The sequence below is a fragment of the Lysobacter yananisis genome (genome assembly GCF_031199375.1).
Taxonomy (GTDB): domain Bacteria; phylum Pseudomonadota; class Gammaproteobacteria; order Xanthomonadales; family Xanthomonadaceae; genus Lysobacter; species Lysobacter yananisis.
The window spans coordinates 1,917,181-1,937,964 of sequence record NZ_CP133568.1 but is presented as its reverse complement, the minus strand read 5'-3'; the positions used below and the strand labels follow the sequence as shown (position 1 = coordinate 1,937,964).

Annotated in this window: 4 protein-coding genes; 1 reads left to right on the top strand and 3 read right to left on the bottom strand. The window is 68.1% G+C overall.

All coding sequences use genetic code 11. The features are described 5' to 3' along the window. Positions 1-23: 23 nt before the first annotated feature. Together RDV84_RS08145 and RDV84_RS08140 are read right to left on the bottom strand one after the other, a co-directional pair. Complete coding sequence (locus tag RDV84_RS08145) at positions 24-14,930, bottom strand: LysM peptidoglycan-binding domain-containing protein (RefSeq protein ID WP_309153029.1); 14,907 nt, start codon at positions 14,928-14,930, stop codon at positions 24-26. A 228-nt stretch (positions 14,931-15,158) separates the two neighbouring features. Beyond that, positions 15,159-15,635 carry a tetratricopeptide repeat protein gene (locus tag RDV84_RS08140; protein WP_079000003.1) on the bottom strand — a complete coding sequence of 159 codons (477 nt, stop codon included), beginning with the start codon at positions 15,633-15,635 and terminating at the stop codon, positions 15,159-15,161. A 170-nt stretch (positions 15,636-15,805) separates the two neighbouring features. On the opposite strand from RDV84_RS08140, the gene RDV84_RS08135 reads away from it, so the two are divergent. Continuing rightward, complete coding sequence (locus tag RDV84_RS08135) at positions 15,806-16,573, top strand: trans-aconitate 2-methyltransferase (protein WP_309153028.1); 768 nt, start codon at positions 15,806-15,808, stop codon at positions 16,571-16,573. 1,007 nt (positions 16,574-17,580) lie between these two features. On the opposite strand, the gene RDV84_RS08130 is transcribed toward RDV84_RS08135, so the two are convergent. Then, positions 17,581-20,661, bottom strand: a complete 3,081-nt coding sequence (locus RDV84_RS08130) for a TonB-dependent receptor domain-containing protein (RefSeq protein WP_309153027.1) — start codon at positions 20,659-20,661, stop codon at positions 17,581-17,583. Positions 20,662-20,784 lie beyond the last annotated feature (123 nt).

Here is a 20,784-nt window from a genome sequence, read left to right as displayed (position 1 = left end):
AGCCCTCAAGATAGAAAAAACCGTCAACGCAAACCGCTGCCATCATTGAACATATAGCTTCGACCGGGCTTGTATACAATTCTGCTGTTGTTGACAACACCGTAGTCCATATTGGTCGAGGTCTGATTAAAGCGGAACGGCGGGGCGTTGGCAGGCACAATGATCGAAGAACGCTGCGGAGACCCGGCTGCGATGAATCCATCGAGCGAGAACTGGTCGCCGGATCTGTACACCCGCCCCATGGCGATGTCCTGGGGAGTCGGATTGCTGACCTCTTCCCGATTGTAGATGCTGCGCCAGTTCCGGCCGCTCGCCATCCGCGCCCCGCCTGGATGGGTGTGCATGATGAGCATTACATCTTTCGATCGAGGCCCGACCGACACGGACTTGGCCGTACCCGAATAGAGCGTATAGAAGCCGCCGCCGCCATTCTTTCCAGGTCCGTGGGTATAGGTCACGGCAAATTCGACGCCGTGCTTTTTTGAAGCATCGATGATTTCCGAGAACGTGGGACGCCGCGCGATCGCGACACCTGCCGCACCCGGCAACCCCTCTCCGGGGAGCACGCCATACAGCAGCATGTTTATCTCGTCGGGCGTTTCAAGACTGACCGTTTTTCCGGCCGTATCCCGCAAGCGAGCGGCAGCTTCCAGCCCCGGCATCGCAAATGCTTCGGCGCGCGTCGTTGCGCCGACTTGAGTGACGTTGGACAGATCGTCACCCGCCATCAATCCCGAAGAACCCGCCTGCCCGCGCGGGCCCAACGGCGCCCAGAGCAAATCCTTCATGGAAACGGCGCCACGAATCTCGATGGCCGCTGCGCCCACGCCGAGCACCCCGCCGAGAATCTGCAGCCCTCCGGAAACGTAATTTCCGTCGTAGATGTCCCGCGCACCCGAACCTATGCCGGCGCCGCCCATGAAGGCTCCGAACACCGGAACGAGAGTTCCTGCAGCCCCGAGTGCGCCGGCGGCCCAAGTCGCTCCCATGAACTTCAGGAACTGCTTGGAGTTCTCCCAACGGAACTCACGCCACTGTTCGTCGGTGATGTGCATGTACCGCTCGCCGACGCTGGACCGCCGCGGACCGGTGTATGTCGAGTTCAGCCACTCCCCGTAAGCGTTCTGCGCCTGCATCGCATGCTGCGACCGATAAGCGTTCAGATCGGAAACGATCGCGGATGTAGGGGCTTCCCGTCCGGTTTCGCGCGCCGAGAACCATTGCTCCACGAAATAGCGGTTGCCCCACTCATTGTTGGCCCGGACCTCGATACGAGGCTCCCACAGATTTTTATATCTGTCGGTCAGGGCGCTGTACGTGTGGTAGTAAGACGAAGGATCCTCGCCCGGAGCCATGGCCGGAGCCCCACGCGCCACGGCCCATCGCTGGAACCGTTCCGACTGGGATTCCGCAGGCGGTCGATCCATACGCAGGCTCTGCGTCCCGCGGCCGTCGCCGATATCCACGGACAGCGGCATCGATTCGAGCTGCAAGCTTTCGGGCTGGACCGGTCCAACGGCGCGATTGACGGCGGCATCGACGATCGCATTGCCGATCGTCGAGCCCAATGCGTTAGCGCCGAGCTCGCTCAATGTCGTGCTGTTCAAGTTGCCGCGGGCCGCCGCGCTGACCATGCCTCCAGCCATGTGCTGGGCGAACCCGCGAATCGCCGACAGCCCCACGTCCTGACGGGTCGCCCCGCTGGCCAAGGCGCCCTTCCAGGCGTCCTTGCCGCCATACTGGCCGCGGCCGATGCCTTCGCCCACGCCGTACGACACCCCGGCCGCGACCGCGGAAATCGCCAGGCCCTTCCAGTCGAAGCCATTCTGTTCGCCGGTCAGGATGTTCAACGCTTGGTTGGCGACGTTGTTGGCGCCGGCGGTAACGACGGCCTTGCCCAGGCCATTGCTGATCTTCGAGATCACATCGAGGTTGCCGATGCCGGCGGTGATCGCCGCGCCCGCTGCGCCCAATCCCACCTGTTTCCAGTTGAAACCGTCCTGCATGCCGCCAGCGATCAACACAGCCTGACTGGCGATCGACCCAACCGCACCGCCCAATGCAGCCGAACCAATGATGGTCCCTGCAGTTAGACTCAGGCTGGCGCCGCCCGCCATGACCGCCGCACCTTGCGACATCGCGCCCACGAAGCCCCAACCGGCACCCGAAGCCACGCCGGCGGTGTAGATGGAAACGACCACAGCCACCACCACCGCCAATATCTTGACGAACCCACCACACCCCTTCTTAGCCGCCGGCGGCGGCGGCGGTTCCGGCACCGTCGGGCTGGTGTTGCCCATCGCCGAGCCCGCGTCGTACGGCTTGAACGTGCTGGCGTTGTTGTGGATGTTGGCGACCTTGTTCGGCACCGTGAGCACGGTGTTCGGAATCAGGGCCTGGGTCGGGGCGAGGTTGTTGGCGTCGGCCAGCAGGTACCACATCGCCGAGTCGCCCCACAGCGCGGCGGCGATGGTCTGCAGGGTGTCGCCGGCCTTGACGATGTAGCTGCCCGGCGCGGCGGTCGGGTAGAGGCTGTTGATCGGCAGGTAGTTCTGGTCGAAGTCGGTGCCGGAGACCGGGGCGAAGCGCTTGTGGCGCTCGTCGTTCTGGGCGCCGGGCTTGACTTGGTTCTGGGCCAGCTCCTTGGCGTAGTCGATGCGGTCGATGCCGTCGTTGCCGGCGTTGCCGACCTGGCGGTCGTCGAAGAAGTAGTAGCTGTGGAAGCGGTTCTGGGTGCCCGAGGAGAAGCTGCCGTCCGGCCGCTCTTCGACGCCCAGCAGTTCGTCGCGCTGCAGGATGCGGCCTTCGCCGTCGGTCTCGTAGGAGAACGCGCGCCCGCCCTTGACGTCGCGCGCGGTCTTGATCCGGCCCAGGTCGTCGTACTCGAACACCGAGAACCCCGGCGCCCACGGGCCCCGCACGCTGCCGTTGCTGGCCTGGACCCTGATCTCGCTCTGCTTGGCGCTGTCGAACCAGCGGTAGGTGTAGGTGGTGGTGACCGTGGTCGCTTCGCCGTAGGTCTCGGTCGAGGTGACGGTGCCGTCGGCGTCGCGGTAGGTGATCGTGCCCTTGTTGGCCTGGTTGTCGTGCTCCTGCAGCAGCAGGCTGTCGTTGTCCCAGTAGCGGGTGGTGCTGCTCTTGAGCGCGCCGCTGGCGTCGTACTCGTAGTAATCGCCGACGCGGCCGGCGAGGTCGTTGACGCGGCGCGCGCGCAGCGTGCCGTCGATGGTGGTGTCGGTGAGGTAGCCGCGGATGTCGTAGGCGTAGCGCTCGGTATGGCCGTCGCGGCCGTAACGCGCCATCACGCGCTGGTTGGCCTGGTCGTAGGCCAGGAGCACGCCGTCGCCGCTGCCCTCGTTCACCTGCACGCGGGTGTCGTCCACGCTGGTGCCGCGGACTTCGTTCTTCTCGCCCAGCGTGCCCATGGTCACGACGAACCGGTTCATGTTGTCGTAGCGATACCAGTAGTCCTGCTGGGACCGCACGCCCGACACCGGGTCGTTGTACGTGGACAGCATGTGGATGCGGTTGCCCTGCGCGTCGTACTCGTACTCGATGACGTAGCGCGGGTCGATGACCTTCTTCAGGCGGTTGAGCTGGTCGTATTCGGCCCTGGACTGCTGGAAGGCCCAGGTGCCGCCGCGGGTGGTGAAGCCCTCGAAGGTGCGGTTGCCGTTGCGGTCGTACTCGTAGTAGCCGCGGATGCCGCTGACGATGTCGGTCTGGCTCTTGATCAGGCCGTTGCCGTAGTACTCGTACACCGTGTTGCCGGCCTTGGCGAGCAGGCCGGCGAGGTTGTAGTCGTAGACGAAGGCGTTGTCGCCGAAGTCCACGTGCGACAGCCTGCGGCCGCTGGCGTCGACCAGGTCGGTCGAGCTCTTGTTGTTGGCCAGCACCGTCACCTTGTGCCAGGCGCCCTTGCCGCCGTTGGCCTGCGCGTCCCAGGTGGCCGAGTAGCGGGTGACGCGCCCTTCGGCGCTGACCACGCGGCTGACGGCGCCTTCGATGTCGAAGTCGGTGGTGTCCTGGCCCAGGCTGGAGACGGTATGCAGGATGCGCCGGTCGAGCTCGTCGTACTGGTAGGTTTCCTCCAGCGCCTGAGTCTCGTTCGCGGCCTTCGGACGGGTCACCGAGATCAGGCGGTTGCCGGCATCGTAGCGGTAGCTGGTGGTGCGGCCGATCTCGTCGGTGACCACGCGCTGCTTGCCGTGCACGTCGAAGCCGTAGCGCCTGGCGCCGCCGTCGGCATGCCATTCGCCGACCAGGGTCGGCTTGGCGCTGCCGTAGTTCCAGGCCTGAGTGGTCAGGTTCCGGTTGGCGTCGTAGTAGGCGACGATGTTGCCGACCCGGTCGTAGACGTACTCCACCAGGTTGCGCACCGTGGCCACGTAGCCGTTGGCGTAGGTGATCTCCGCCAGCGGATCGAGCTTCTTCACCATCTTGCCGAGCGTGTTGTAGCTCAGGTTGGTGGTGTTGCCGTTGCCGTCGGTCTCGCTGGCGATCTCGCCGAAGGCGTTGTAGCTCTGGTAGCGGTGGATCAGGTTGGCCGAGGGCTGGATGGTGCCGAACTCCCAGCGCACTTCGCTGGCCGGGCGGTCGAGGTCGGGCCAGAAATAGCCGGTGTTGCGCACCAGGCTCAGGCCGGCGCCGGGGTTGCGCGCGTCGGCGAGGGTGCGGAACGCGTCGTAGAAGTACTCGTAGGTGATGCCCTTGTCGAGGGTCACGCTGTCCCAGTGGAACTTGCCGTCGGCGCCGCGCAACACCACCACTTCGCTGAAGTTCGCGGCGGTGTTGCCGTCCGGACGGTAGTGCAGCACCAGCACCTGGGCTTCGGCCTGCTTGGGGTCCAGGGTCAGCGAGTACAGGTGGCCGGCGAGCTGCAGCACCGGCTTTTCCTGCCGGCGGCGCGGGCCGATTTCGATGGTGCCGGAGATCTCGTAAGTCTGCGCCGGATCGACCATGCGGTCGGTCACGCTCAGCAGCAACCGGTAGCTGCGCACGCCGTCGCCGACTTCGGCCAGCAGTTCCGGCGGGATGTTCCAGCTCAGCGCACCGTTGACCACGCTGAGATTGAAGGCCTGGGCGGCGACGCGGTTGCCGTCGAGCACCTGCAGGTTCAACGAGCTCGCGTTCGGCGGCAGGTTGGCCAGGCTGATGACCGGCGCGTTCTTGGCGAAGTCCAGGTTCACCGCCGGCGCGGCGCCGACGCTGATGTCGCCGGTGACGGTCTCGATCACGGTGTTGTTGGCATCGCGCAGCTTGAGCACGACTTCGTAGTCGCCGCTCATGCCCGCGGTGTCCCAGCGGTAGCTGCCGGCGGTGCCGAGCGGCGGTTGCAGCGGCAGGTTCGCGGTGCCCGCCCACGGGTCCTGGCTGCCCTTGCGGCGGTACTCGACGATCGCGGTGTAGGGGATCACGCCGTCGCGGGTGCGCAGCGCGCTCATGTCCAGGCCGGCGTCGGTCCAGACGAAGTTGCCCAGGCCGTTGGCCTGGAACGCCGCCGAGTAGGCCGCTTCGTTGTCTTCCAGGCGCTGGACGCTGAGGTTGGGGCCGGCGACGAAGTTGTAGCGCTCGCGCCGCACCAGCTGGCCGTCGGTGTTCTCCACCACGTAGAGCATTTCGTACGACTGCCCGGCCGCGAGGCCGGCGGTATCGACCATCGCCTTGTCGTTGACGATGCTGATCGGCCGGCTCTGGAACGGGCCGTTGGAACCCATCGGGCGGACATAGACCTGCGCGCTGTTCGACGCCTGGATCGCCTCGGCCGGCAGGATCACGCCGCCTTGGGTGCCTTGCGGCAGGTTCGAGGCTTCTTCGTCTGGGGCGCGGTACTGCAAGCCGAAATACTTGTCGCCGCTGATCGCCTGGAAGTACCACTCGTGTTCCTGGTACTCCTCCAGCTCGACGATGACGCCACCGCCGACGTCGACCGGCGTGGTGGTGTAGCGGCTGATGAGGACCGGATTGCCCGGGTCGGACTTGCGCACTACCAGCACGCGGAAGGCGACCTCGATCCGGTACGGATTGCTGAGCTGCAGGATCTGCCCGAACAGGCCGCCGTTGGCGGCGTTGTTCTTGTCGAGATGGATCGTGACCGGGCCGGTGCCGAGGCCGTAGCCGACCACCGGGCTGCCCATGGTGGTGGGCGAGAACGCTTCGACCTTCAAGTCGTACTGGCCGAAGATCGAGGTCAAATCCGGAACGTTGACCGTCAGGTCCACGTCCAGCGACGAAACGCTGTAGTGCGAGTCGAAGCTCAGCGTGCCCTCGGCCTGGAAACTCATCTTCACATCGCCCAGCGCCGGCTGCGCCTGGATCACGCCGTGCGCGGCGCCCAGGTTCGGCACCTGCCGTTCGGCGCCGATGCGCCCGCCCACGCCGACCGAGATCTCGCCCGGGCGGGTCGGATTGATCGGAGTCGGCTTGAGGCCCAGGCGCTGGCCTTCGGCGCTCATCGCCGCCTGGATCACCTGCACCGCGTTGTTGCGCTTGTCGTACAGGGTCAGCGTGCTGAACAACGACGCCTTGTCCTCCAGCGACATGTTGCGGACGGTTTCGAGATCGACCCCGCTCAGGTCGGCGGTCTGCGACTCGATCTTGACCGTGGCGTTGCCGTTGCGGTCGTACGCGTACAGCCGCATCACCCCGCCTTCCATGTTGCTGCGGTACATGCGGCCGGCGCGGTCGTAGTCGGCGACCTCCTGCCATCCGCTCGCGCCGGTGCCGCGGCCGGTGACGTCGCCGAACAGGTTGTAGCGGGTGCGCCGCTCGACGCTGCGGCTGCCGTCGCTGCCGACGGTGACGCGGCTGGTCTCGCGGTTGTCCTGGTCGTAGGCGACCTGCACGGTCTCGGTGCGCTGGCCGCCGCCGGAATCGGTGCGCCGGTAGCTCATCGTGAGCATGTTGCCGGCGAGGTCGTAGCCGAATTGGGTGGTGTAGCCCATCGCGCCGGTCTTGCTCAGCAAGCGGCCGCCGCTGCCGTAGACGTAGGTCGAGGTCTGGTCGGCCTCGACGCCGCCGCCGCGACGCACTTCCTTCACCACCTGGTTGAGGCCGTTGTAGGTGTACTCGGTGCGCGAGCTGACGCTGCGGCCTTCGTAATCGACGAAGCCGGGCAAGATCACCGCGGTGTTGCGGCCGGCCTTGTCGTACTCCCAGGAGAACAGGCTGCCGTTGGCGTCGGTGCGGCGCAGCAGGTTGCCGGCGGCGTCGTAGGCGTATTGGGTGAGCGCGCTGCCGGTGGCCTGGGTCAAGCGGCCGTTGCCGCTATCGACCGTGCCGTATTCCACGCCCAGGCGCGTTTCGCTGAGGCGCCGGCCCATGCGGTCGTAGGTGTATTCGGTGACGCGATGCGCGCCGGAGTCTGCGGTCGCGGCCGGCCAGGCGTCGATATAGGCCTGCAGGTCGGCGCCATCGGCCGGCGCTTGCGGGTTGCGGGTGGCGTAGCGGGTTTCCTTGAGCACGTTGCCTTCGGCGTCGCGCACCCAGGCCACGCCGTAACCCTCCGCATCGATCTCCAGGCGCTTGTTGCCCAGCGCGTCGTACCAGGTGCGGGTGACGCCGCGGTTGCCGTCGGTGTGCTCGATCAGGCGGCCGCCGAGGTCGTAGTGCCAGAGCTCTTCGATCTGGCCGATGTTGAGCTGGTAGCTGCGGGTCTGCTGGTTGGTGTCGCCGAAGATCGCGCCGAGGGTGAGCGCGCGGGTGCGGCGGCCGTTGGCGTCGTATTCGAAGGTCTGCTCGCGCGCCGCGCTGGCCTGGCCGGTGGTCGGATCGTTCGGAATCGCCGGCACGGTGGCGCCGGCCGGCAGCGCCACCGGCGTCAGGAACGCACGGGTGCGGATCAGGTTGCCGGCCTTGTCGTAGTCGTTGAGGGTCAGCAGGCCGTTGGCGCCGACCTGGCCGATCAGGCGGTCGGCGGCGTCGTAGTAGAACGCCGTGCGCGCGCCGTTGGCGGCGATCTTTTCGACCAGGTTGCCGCGCGCGTCGTAGAAGCTCTTCTCGACCGCGTTGGCGTTGGCGCTGCCTTGCGCCGTCGCCACGGTCTGGGTGCTGGAGATCGCGCGATCGAGCGCATCGTAGGCGAACACCGTCACCCGCTCTTCGGCCGTCTGCACCGCTTCGGCGCGGCGGATCAAGTTGCCGCGCGCGTCGTAACGGTTCTGGATGCTCAGCGACCTGGGCGCGCCGCTGTATCGATCGACCACGGTCACGTCATAGACCTCGGTCACCACCCGGCCGAGCTTGTCGTAGAAATAGGAGGTCTTCGCGCCGAGCTTGTTGGTGAACAAGCTCCTGTTGCCGAACTGGTCGTAACCGTACAGCTCTCCCTTGCCTTCCGCATCGGTGGTCGAGATCAGCTGGCCGAGCCCGTTGTAGTTCATGCGGGTTTCCGACACCGCGCCCGCCGGAATCGCCGGCAGCGCACCCGGCGCGACCGCGCCCGAAGTGCGGTTGGCATAGCGGCGCACGACCACGGCATTGCCGCGGTAGTCGTACTCGGTGACGGTGAGGAAACCCTCGGGATCGACCTGGTGGGTCGTGTTGCCGTTCGCATCGAAATAGAACGTACCGACGTTGCCGAGCGCATCCTGCACGGAGACCGCATTGCCGAACGCGTTGTACGTCCGGGTCACGGTGCCGCGGAGCGCATCGATCGACTGGATCAGGCGCCCTTGGCGGTCATATACCGCACGGCTGGTGTAGGCATCCAACAGCACGGCGCGCTGTGCCGGGCTCAGGTCGGCGGCGCGCAAGGCCGCTCCGGTTTCGTTGACGAAGTCCATCGACTTGCGCAGTGCCAGCGCCCAGGCCGAATCCGATTCGGCCAGTTCGACGCCGCGCGGATCGATGGTCGCGATCGCCTGCCCGAACGCATCGTAGACATAGCGCGTGTGCGCGGCCAAGGCCGTGTCCGCCGCCCGGGTCTGCTCCAGCAGGCGGCCGGCCGCATCGAAACGCCGGCGCGTGGCGACCTGAGCCGCAGTGCCCCAGGCCTGGAATTCGGCCGTCACTTGGCCGAGCCCGTCGTACTCGTAGCGGGTGGTCACGCCGAGCGCGTCGACCCGGTCGCGCACCCGTCCAGCGGCGTCGTAACGGTACAGCGTCGATGCGCCGTCGCCGCCGGCCACCCGGGCGGCGATAGCCGCCACGGTTTCGCCGTCGGTGATGGTGTTGGCCGCGCCGGTATAGGTCGGCCACTGCTTGTCGTACTGGATAGTCCGTTCGAGATTGCCGCGCGCGTCGTAGCGCTTTTCGATGAAGTAGCCTTCCGCATCGAACGAGAACACCTCGCGTCCGGCGGCATCGTAGAACCACAGTGTCGTCGCGCTGGCGAAGGTGTAGACGCCGCCGCCGGTGACCCTCGTCGCCCATGCGCGCATGCCCGCGTCGGTGTAGGCGTCGGGCCTGGTGTAGGGATATTCGGTGCCTTCCTGATACTGCATTCGCCGGGTCCGCTGCCCGGCGGCGTTGTAGACGTTGCCGACCACATAACCGCCGGCGTCGATCTCCCACGCCAGCCGGTTGGCGGCGTCATAGACCCAACGCTGGCGCGACACCGGAGGCGAGGCCGCGTTTTCGTTGAGATCGGCCCAGGCCGTCAGTTCGCTCAGGCCGGTGCCGGCATTGCCCGGATACGGCCAGTAGTGGCGCACCCGTCCGGTCAGGTTGCCGTTGCTGTCGTAATAGTTGCGGGTGACATAGCGGTTCGCATCGAGCTGGAACACCATCCGGCCGGCAGCGTCGTACACGAACTGCGAAGCGCGATCGGCCGCGTGCGCGCTGGCGCCTTGCGCCGCCAGCGCCGCCGCCACGTCCGCGACCGTGGCCGCTACCGCCGCACCGACGGCCGTTGCGTAGGCGACGGTCCGCACCACGTTGCCGCCGTTGTCGTAGACCGATTCGACCACGTAGTTGTAGGAATCCAGCACGTAGCGCAGGCGGCCGTCGCGGTCGTAGACGTAACGCGCGACGCGGTCCTCGCCCTGCGCCGTCAGCTTCTGTTCGATCTCGGCGGCGGTGGGATACGCGCTCACGCTGGCCGGATCGATCCGGCCGGCGTAGGCCGTGGTCCGCGCCAGGCGGCCGTCGGCGTCGTAGGCGCGGATCTCCACCGCGCCGGTGGCGTCGACCGTATGGGTCAGGCGGTTGTTGACGTCGTAGACGTAGCGGGTGACCTTGCCGTTGGCGTCGGTGCGGGCGACTACATTGTCGCGCCAGTAGGCGAACTGGGTCTTCAGCGCCAGCCCGTCCGGATCGACCGTGACGCTGAGCAGCTGGCCCTTCTTGTCGTAGCTGTTGAGCGTCACCTTGGCCGCGGCGGTGCCGGCGCCCTCGGTGACCCGCAGCAAACGGCCGAGCGGATCGTAGTCGTACGCGGTGGTGAGGTTGAGCTTGCCCTCGCCCGCATCGACCACCACGGCGATCTTCTGTCCGCCCAGGTCGTAGCGGGTCTCGGTGACCATGCCCAGCGGATCGGTCGCGCGGACCAGCTGGCCCTTGGCGTCGTACTCGTAGGTGGTCTTGATCTTGAGGCCGTCGGGATCGACCACGCGCTCGAGCACGCGGCCGGCCGCGTCGTAGGCGAAGGTGGTGCGCACGCCGCGCGCGTCGGTGCTCTCGATCACCTGGCCGGCCTGGTCGTACGCGTTGCGCACGGTGCCGGCGGGCGTGGTGGTGCGGATCAGGCGGCCGTCGAGGTCGTACTCATAGACGGTGCTGTTGCCGCGCCCGTCGATCACCTCTACCGTCTGCCCGTGGGCGTTGCGCTTGACGACGGTCTGGATGCCCTCGGCGGTGGTGGTGCGCACCTCGCGGTTGAAGGCGGTGAAGCTGTATTGGGTCGTGTTGCCGCTGCGGTCGGTCTGGCTGAGCACGTTGCCGAAGGCGTCGTACGTCATCTTGGCCCAGGCGTCGCCGCCGTCGAGCTGCTGCACCGCGCGGCCGTTGCGGTCGAAGCTGGTCAGGTACTGGCGCAGGCTGTATGCGGTGCCGAAGTAGACCTGCCCGAACGCGTTGGCGATTTCGGTGGTGGTGCGGCCGTTGTTGAGGACGTCGTCGACCCGCGCGTTGCGGTTGCCGCGCCGGTCGTAATAGAAGAGCGTGCGCGCCTCGTTGTTGGAGATGCGGTTGGCGCGATCGGTCCACTGCGAGGTCTGCTCGAGCTGGCCGAAGACGGTGTAGCGGTAGTCGGTGTAGCTTCCCAACGCATCGATGCTGCGGCTCAGCGCGCCGGCGATGGTGTAGCTCAGGTCGACCCGGCTGGCCTGCGCGTCCTCGAGCAGGGCGAAGGCCTGTTGCACCGCGCTGCTGAGCGCGCCGCCGTGCATCTGGCCCAGCGAGGCGGAGGTCAGGCGCTTGGCATAGGAGACCGTCTGCGCCACGTCGCCGAACGCGTTGTAGCGCTTCTGGGTCACTTCGCCGGCGGCATTGACCACATGGGTCGCGCGGCCCATCGCGTCGTAGTAGTACAGCGTCGCGCGGTCGAGCGCGTCGGTGACCGAGGCCAGCCGGCCGGCGGCGTCGTAGGCGTAGCGGATCGCGCGGTCCTGCCAGAGCGCGTCGACCTGCGCCGCGGTGGCGCCGCTGCCCAGCGCCGCCAGCGCCTTGGCGCCCTCGCCGGACAGTTCGGCCACCACCCGGCCCAAGGCGTCGTAACGGAACAGCGACTTGCGATCGTCGCGAACCTGTTCGACCACCCGGCCCTGGCTGTCGTAGCGGAACGTCGACAGCGTGGTGCCGCTGGCCGAATACTCGGTCTGCTTGAGCAGGCGGCCGTCGAGGTCGTACTGGTACTCGGTGGTTTCCAGCACGCCCGGGGCCGAGGCCGTCAGCGCCAGCAGGTTCGACGGCGCCACCATCCAGCGCAGCGCGCCGGGCGCTTCGAGCTGCTGGGTACCGGCGGGCCTGACCGACACCAGGCCGCTGTCGGCGCCGGTGCCGCCGGCGTCCCACACCGCGGCCAGGCCGGCATCGAAGGCCACGCCGGCATAGCTGGCCCGCTCGATCCAGACCTTGCGCTCGCTGCTGGCGTCCACCACCACCAGCGCGATCTGATGATTGCCGCCGACCGCGGCATCGGCGAAGAAGTTGTAGGTGTTGCTGGTGCTGTTGAGAGTGACGGTCTGCACCTTGGCCCCGTCGACCCACACCTCCACCTTCGGCCACACGCCGTCGGCGCCGGCGCCGGCGCGGGCGGTGAAGCTGCCGCCGAACCGCACCGGCGTGGTCGCCGGGAAGGCGACCTGGGCCAGCTTGAGCCCGCGCACGCGACGCGACACGTTGCCGGCGCTGTCGTAGTCGTAGCGGGTGACGTAGCCTTCGCCGTCGACTTCGGCGACCAGCAGGCCGCGTTGGTCGTAGAGGTAGTCGTGGAAGCGGTCGGTGCCGTCCAGGCTGGGGCGGATCTGATCGACGGTCGCATCGTCGGTCAGCTGCACCTGGCCGTTGTACGCGATCTCGCGCACCTTGCGGCCGGCGCCGTCGTAGACGATTTCCGTCATGTAGCGATCGCCGTCCACCTGCGCGCGCAGCAGACCGTCGCGGTCGTAGAAGTAGCGCATGGGACGGTCGAAGAACTTGTCGGTGACCGTGCCCAGCGACACCGCGTTGGCCGCCGTCGGCGCGGCCAGGAACGCGGTCATGTCGACGCGCTTGTAGTGGGCCATCGTCGACAGCAGCCGCGACGCCGCATCGTAGGCGTACTCGACCAGCGCGCCGTCGGCGCCGACGGTCTTGGACAGGCGGCCGGCGGCGTCGTAGAACCGCCACTGCGAGCGATCGTTGGCCGCGTCCGCGGCCGGACGCAGGCCGGAGTTCGCCAGCGTCAGCGCGACGGTCTGGCCACCAACCGTCGCGGTCTGCCGCGGCTGGCCGTTGCCGTCGACCAATCCCGCCAGCGCCGTCGCGTCGACCGGCGCGGCGTAACGGGTGGTGCGCACGATCTGGTTGTTGCCGTCGTAGACGTACTCGGTCAGCGCCCCGGCCGCGTCGATCTCGGCCACGCGGCGGCCGGCCTCGTCGTACAGCACGTGCGTCCTCGCGCCCAGCGCGTCCTCGCTCATGCGCAGGCGGCCGTCGCTGTCGTAGCGGAAGTTCACCTGCGACAGCACCGTGCCGCCGTTGCCGGACTCGGTCACCGCGATCAGCTCGCCGGCTCGGTTGTAGCTGGAGGTACGCACCAGGCCGTTGGCGAAGCTGACGATGGTGCGGCGCTGCGCGTCGTCGTACTGGGTGACGGTGACGCTGTCGTCGAACGCGGTGGCGGTCAGCAGCCGGCCCAGGCCGTCGTAGGTGAACTGCTCGACATCCTGCTGCGCCGTGCCTTCGCCCTTGTAGCGTTGCAGCAGGCGGCCCTGCGCGTCGTAGACATAGCGCGTGGAGACGACGCCGGCGTTGACGCCGTCGCCGTTCTGCAGGCGCGTCTGGTAGCGGGTTTCCAGCGTCAGGTTGCCGCGGAAATCGTAGCCGTAATCGACCTGCTCGCCGATGGACTGGGCGCCGGCCCAGGCCGCCAGCGCCGCTTCGCTGCGGTCGGCGCCGGCGTAACGGGCCTCGGCGAACTCCCGCATCGACACGGCCTGGCCTTCGGCGTTGTAGCGCCACTCGGTCACCCGCCCTTCCGCGCTGATCTTGAAGCGCAGGTGCTGCTCGGCGTCGTACACATACCGCGTCGTCGCCGCGGCCGTATTCGGCCCCGACACCGTCTCGCTCAGCAACTGGTTGTCGCTGCCGAAGGTGCGCTCGACCACCGTGCCGACCGCGTCTTCCTGCTTGATCAGGTTGCCGGCCGCGTCGTAGGTGTACTTGACCTCGTTGCCCAGGCCGTCGCGGATCGTCGCCACCTGGCCGGCGGCGTCGTAGCCGAAGAACTGGGTCTGGCGCGCGCCGTTCACCGCCGGGCTGCTGGTCTGCAGCAGTCGGCCCTGGGCGTCGTAGGCCAGGATCGTGTCTTGGCCGAGCGGATCGGTGATCGTGGTGCGGCGGTTGGCGGTGTCGTAGCTCAGCGTGGTCGTGCGCAGCACGCCGACGTCGCTGGTCTGGGCGATGCTGATCACGCGGTACTGGCCGTCGATCAACTGATAGCCGAAGGCGACCTTGGCGCCGTCGGACTGGGTGATCGAGGCGATCCGGCCGGTGCTGCCGTCGTAGCCGTAGGTGGTGGTGAACACCTTGCCGTCGGCGACCGAGTTGTCGTCCGGGCTCAGGTCCAGGGTCACCGTGCTCAGCCGGCCGGCGCCGTCGTAGCCGTAGCGCACCGCGGTCGAGGTCTGCGGGCCGCTGCCGTTGTTGGTGACGGTGCGGATCTTGCTGAGGCGGCCGTTGCCGTCGTAGTCGAGGTAGGTGATCTCGCCGTTGGCGGTGCGCACTTCGCCGAGCGCGCCGGCGGCGTTGTAGACGTAGCTCGTCGCATTGCCGTCGCGGTCGACGCTTTCGAACACGCGGCCGTTCTTGCTGGCGTCGTAGCGCTCGATCAGCTGGCTGCCGCCCTGGGTCCAGGTCCAGCGCTGGTTGCCGGCGTCCCAGGCCAGCGTGTCGCGGGTGCCCGCGCCTTCGCCGGCCACGTACAGCGAACGCGCCGCGTCCCAGGCGTAGGCGATGCGGCTGCCGTCCCAGTCGGTGCGGTAGACCACGCTGCCGGCGGTGTTGGCCGTCCCGGTCAGGCCGCCGACCTGCTTGCTGACCCCGGCGCGCCAGCTTTCGCCGATCAGCTGCGCCTGGCTGTTGTAGGCCCGGTACAGCTCGGCGTCGACGCCGCGGCCCATCAGCCATTGGTCGCGGTCGCGCAGGATCAGGTTGCCGGTCGCGGCGTTGACGAACACCTGCTCGCCCGACTTGCCGAATCCGGCCGTGCCGACCTGGCCCCTGCCGCCCAGTCCCAGCGCCGAGGACGCCTGCAGACCGAGTCCATTCCCTGTGACGATCGCGACCATGTGTGCCTTCCCGTTCCATTTGTGCCGCCAAGGGGCGGCTCTCAAATGGACTTCTCGGCACTTCGCGGAAAAAGTTTAGCCGGCCCTCGCAGCGGCCTTCCCGGGGCCGGCCCGGATCGTCGCAAGGCCCGTCCCGCCTGGCTTTCGCCGTTTCGAGGGGGTGTCGGGCCCGGGCGGGACGATGGCCGTGGCCTACCCCGTTGCGGGGGCAGGCGCCCCGGCGCCGGGTTACGTCTTAGCCAGCGAGGCCCGCACGCCCTGCAGGCGCCGTTCGAGCATCTGCCGGGTCGCCTCGTCGGGCCCGAAATCCAGGCAGCGCTCCAGGTCGGCGATGGCGGCGGCGTGATCGCCGCGCTCGATGTGCAAGGTCGCGCGGTTGTTGTAGGCGAAGGGGTGGCCGGGTTCCAGCTCGATGGCCAGGTCGAAGCAGCGCAGCGACTCGTCGAAACGGCGCAGCGCCAGCAACACCGAGGCGTACGTGGTCAGCAGCCAGCCGTCGCGCAGCCCCATCGCCATCGCCCGCTCCAGGTCGCTCAGGGCCCGCTCGTGCGCGCCGAGCATCGCGTGGGTGGTGCCGCGGTCGGCATAGCCGTGGGCGTGGTCGGGGAACGCTTCGAGGACGCGGTCGTACAGTTGCAGCGCTTCGTCGGTGCGGCCCTGGCCGACCAGGGCGCGGGCGCGCTGGCATTGTTCTGAGGGATTCATGCGGGCTCGTTCATGACACGGGCGGGAGGCTCGCGCGGGCCGGACCAACGCGCCGGCGCGGCGCGCACGCAGTCTACCGGCGCGCGCGCCGATGCGGCCACGGCCTGCACAGTCCCGCACCGGCGCCGGTCCTATAGTGCCGACAGTCGTTCTTCGCCTGGAGCCGCGCCATGTGGGACCCCGCCAAGTACCTCGACTTCGCCGACCTGCGCGGCCGACCGTTCTTCGACCTCACCGCGCGCATCGGCGCGCGCGAGCCGCGCCGGGTCGTCGACCTGGGTTGCGGCCCCGGCAACCTGACCGCGGCGCTGGCCCAGCGCTGGCCGCAGGCGGCGCTGGAGGCGAGCGACAATTCGCCGGAGATGGTCGCCGCCGCGCGCCAGGCCGGCCTCGATGCCCAGTTGCTCGACGTGCGCGACTGGACGCCCAAGCCCGACACCGACGTGGTGATCTCCAACGCGGTGCTGCAGTGGGTGCCCGAACACCGCGAACTGCTGCAGCGCTGGGTGCGCGAACTGCCGGCGGGCGCGTGGATCGCGATCCAGGTGCCGGGCAACTTCGACGCCCCCTCACACGCGCTCACGCGCCGGCTCGCGGCGAGCGCCGGCTGGGCCGACACACTCGGCGCCATCGGCCTGCGCGACGAAGGCGCGGTCGACGCGCCGACCGAGTACGCCGAACGGCTAGCGCGGCTGGGCTGCCAGGTTGACGCCTGGGAAACGAGCTACACCCAGCGCCTGCACGGCGAGAACGCGGTGCTGGAGTGGATCACCGGCACCGCGCTGCGGCCGATCAAGGCGGCGTTGAGCGCACACGACTGGCAACGCTTCCGCGCCGAGCTGGCGGCGATGCTGGACGAGGCGTATCCGCCGCGCGGCGACGGCACGACCTGGTTCGAGTTCCGGCGCATCTTCGTGGTGGCGCGCACGCCGGAGTGAAGCTCGCACCCGCGCAGATCTCCTCCGGCCCGCCTCGTCCTCGTTCCCGTCATTCCGGCGGAAGCCGGAATCCATTTTGCTCCTGCTGTTGCCGTGGCGGTTGCCGCTGCTCGTGCTCGCTCCCAAGCCCGAAGCCGTCGTCCCGCAGCCCCGGAGGGCGTGCGCATGGATGCGCACGCGCGCCATGGGGCAGGATGCCCCTTATGGCGCGGCCCCGCGCCGCTGCGAGCCATAGTGGCTCTTGATCCGAAAAAGAAGAGGCCTTTTCTTTGGTTACTTTCTTTGTGGCTTCAGACAAAGAAAGTGACCCGGCCGCTTGCGGACGGAAGCTCTTGATCTTCGCTTGTCGTCAAGCGAGCGCACACGCAAAGACGAACCCCGCCGCGGCACGCCCCCTGTAGGAGCGGCGCAAGCCGCGACCGCGCCACCGCAGCGATGGCGAAAGTTTCATCGTAGTTGCGTTGGCGCGGTCGCGGCTCGCGCCGCTCCTACAGTCGGATACGCAACCCCACGTCCGTCATTCCGGCGAAAGCCGGAACCCATGTTGACTTTGCTGTTGCTTTCGCCGTTATCGATGTGTCGCGCGACGACAAGCCACCATCCAAAGCTTTCGTCCGCAAGCGGCCGAGCTACTTTCTTTTGTCAGCGCGACAAAAGAAAGTAGCCAAAGAAAAACGCTTGTTTAAGGTCACAAGCCACTAGGTCCAGCACCGGGCGCGGGGATGCGCCATAAGGGACATCCTGTCCCATGGCGCACGCGCGCATCCATGCGCGCGCCCTCCGGGTCTGCGAGGCATACGCCTCAGGCGAGGGCCAGAACGGCAACAGCAAAAGCAAGGGCAACAACAACGGCAACGGCAAAATGGATTCCGGCTTTCGCCGGAACGACGGCGCGGGAAACTGCCGCTTATCCATCGCCCATAAAAAAGCCCCTCGCCACCATCCTTGTGGCGAGAGGCCAAACCCTGAATACCTCGGCGCGGGCGACGCCCGCGCCGGTCGCGCGCTTACAACGCCGCCCCGCCGAACTTGTGCGTGTACTGCACGAACACCTGACGCCCCAGCGCATCGAACCAGGACACGTCGTAATACGGATAGCCGGTGTAGCTCGCGTCCTTCGGCGGCATCTTGTCGAACAGGTTGGTCACCGATACCGACAGCTGGTTGTGGTCGGTGAAGCGGTACTGCAACGACAGGTTGTAGCGGTAGGTCGCGCCGATCCACGGGCTGCCGCCCTCTTCGGGATCGTAGGCTTCGTTGTAGGAATCGTAGTTGGGCAGCTTGCCCAGGCGCTCGCCGTGCACGGTCGCGGTCCAGCGGTCGCGCTCCCAGCTCACGCTGGCGCTGGCCTTGCTGCGCGGGATGTCGAAACCGCTGTTGATCGCGAACTGGTCCTCGACCCGGTCGCCGGCGTACTGCTGGCTCTCGTGCTCGCGCACCCAGCTGTAGTTGCCGCTGAAGCGGAACACGCCGGCCGCGGTCTCCCAGCGCCAGCGCGCGGTGAAGTCGACGCCGTTGGTGCGCTCGCGGGCGATGTTGATCGGGTTGACGTAGGTGCCGTACAGGCGGCCGTCGGCGCTGCGCACCACCCGCGCCAGCGCTTCCACGCAGGTCGGCGAGCCCGCGCTCACCGGGGTGCCGTCGGGACGCTGGCCCAGGCGGCAGTCGGCTTCGTCCTGCAGCACGCTGTCGGCGCGCAGGTCCTGCACCTGGTGGCGCAGGTCGATGTCGTAGTAGTCCAGCGAGAAGTCCAGGTTCGCCAGCGGCGACCAGACCACGCCGGCGGTCCACGAGGTGCTGGTCTCCGGATCGAGCTTGCGGTTGCCGCGCCGGGTGACGATCAGGCTCTCGTCGGAATAGCTGCAGTCGGCGTAGTCCACGCCCGGCTCTTCGCTGCGGCAGCGGTAGTAATCGATCGCCGCCGATTCGCTGTTGCCTTCGCCGGCGAACACGTAGTGCAGGTCCGGCGCGCGGAACGCGGTGCCGTAGGAGCCGCGCAGCAGCAGCGTGTCCAGCGGCCGCCATTCCAGGCCGGCGCTGTAGGTGAACTTGTCGATGCTGCCGCCGCCGTAGCGGTATTGGTCGTAACGGCCGGCGACGCTGAGGTTCAGCCGCTCGAACAAGGGCAGGCGCAGTTCGCCGGCCGCAGCCCAGCGGTCGCGGCTGCCGCGGCCGTTGGAGTCGCGCCAGCTGTAGTAGTAGTACTGCGTGGCCAGCGGGTCCGGACGCAGGTCGTAGCTCTGGTTGCCCGCTTCGACGGTGCCGGCGAAACCGGCCGCGCCGGCCGGCATCTGGAACAGCTCGGTGTTGGTGAAGGTCAGCGACAGCGTGTCGGTGCGCGACTTGGGCTGGTAGACGGTGCGCGCGGCGATCGAGTCGTATTCGGCGCGGCTCAGCGGCCGGTACAGGCGCGAAGGGTCGGCGTCGAAGGTCGGATAGCCGTCGTCGTCGGTGCCCAGCTGCGGGCCGAGGAACAGCGCGTTGGCCTTGGCCGCGACGATCTGCGGCCAGCTGATCGTGGACTGGTACTGCGAATGGCTCAGCGCGGTTTCCCAATCCCAGTTCGCGCCCCACCGGCCCTTGAAGCCGGTGGTCAGGCTGAAGGTCTTCTGCCGGGTGCGGATGTCGCCGTTGTTGAGCCCGCCCATTTCCTCGGGCGTGAACTGGCGCTGCCAGTATTCGAGCTGGTCGGTGGCGCGGTTGAAGAAATAACCGCTCTCGTCGCCGTCGGGACGCTGGTACACCCACTGGGTCACGTCGCGGAACATCGACAGCTCGTGGTAGCCCAGTTGCAGGTCGGCGAACCATTCCACGTCGTTGTCGAAGCGGTAGCTCAGCGAGCCGTAGGCGTTGAGCCCGCGGCGCTTGCTCAAGATGGTGCCGTAGCCGATCGAACGGTCGCTGCCGCAGTAATAGCCGTCCTCGCCGTCGACGCCGTAGCCCGGGCGCGAGGCGCGATAGGTGTTGCCGCCGTTGAGCGCGGCGACGCCGTCGCAGGCGCCTTCCGGGTCGAGGTATTCGTCGTACCAGTTGGTGCGCAGGAAGGTGCGGCGCGGCGCGCGGCTGCCCGCGCTGGGGCCGTCCAGGGTCGAGTCCTGGCGCGAACGGTCGTAGGCCCACAGCGGGTTCTGCACGACGATCTCGGCGCCGTAGATCGCGGTGAAGCGGTCGTTGCTGTAGCCGCTGGACACGCTCAGGTCGAACGACTCGGCGCCGCCGCGGGTGGCGTCGCCCATGCGCACGTCGACCGTGGTGCCGTCGGCCTGCTTCTTGAGGATGAAGTTGACCACGCCGGAGATCGCGTCCGAGCCGTAGATGGCCGAGGCGCTGCCGGTCAGGATCTCGATCCGCTCGACCATGCCCAGCGGGATGTTGGAGATGTCGGTGAAGTTGCTGCGGCCTTTGAACGGCATCGGGAAGTCGGCGATGCGGCGGCCGTTGACCAGCACCAGGGTGTGGTTGGGGCCGAGGCCGCGCAGGTCGACCTGCTGCGCGCCGGGCGAGAAGTCGGCGCCGCTGGCGGACTGCTGGCTCTGGGTCTCGCCGCCGTTCTGGGTCATCGCCCGCAGCACGTCGGGCACGGTGGTGAAGCCGTTGGCCTTGATCTCCTGCGCGGTCATCACCGTGACCGGCGCCGGGCCCTCGATCTGCGCGCGCGGAATGCGCGAGCCGGTGACCTGAATGGTCTCCAGGTCGGTCGCCGCCGGCGGTTCCGGCGAGGCGCCGCCGCTGGTCGCCGGCGCGCGCGGCGCGGCCGCGGCGGGCTTGGCCGCGGCCGCGTCCTGGACGATGACCAGGCCGCCGGACGGGTCGCGGCGGGCGACGAAGCCGCTGCCGCGCAGCAGCCGGTCGAGCGCGTCGCCGGCCGCCATGGTGCCGCTGACGCCGCCGGTGCGCAGGCCGCGCAGCTGGTCGGCGGAGTAGACGAACTGGGCGCCGGACTGGCGCGCCAGCGCGTCCAGCGCGGCCGACAGGTCGCCGGCGGGAATGTCGACCCGCGCCGGCGCCCCCTGCGCCTGGGCGGACAAGGCGGCCGAACAGGCCAGCGCCAACAGCAGCACACGCACACCACGCACAGCTCGCACCATTGGTTTCCCCTCTCCCCGTCGGCGCTCGTACGGCGCCGTTGTGTATGTCAGACGAACGAAGTCGGCAAATCCCGCATGCGGCGGCGGCTGGGCCGGGGCTGCGGGGGGGGCATAGTCTGCCCG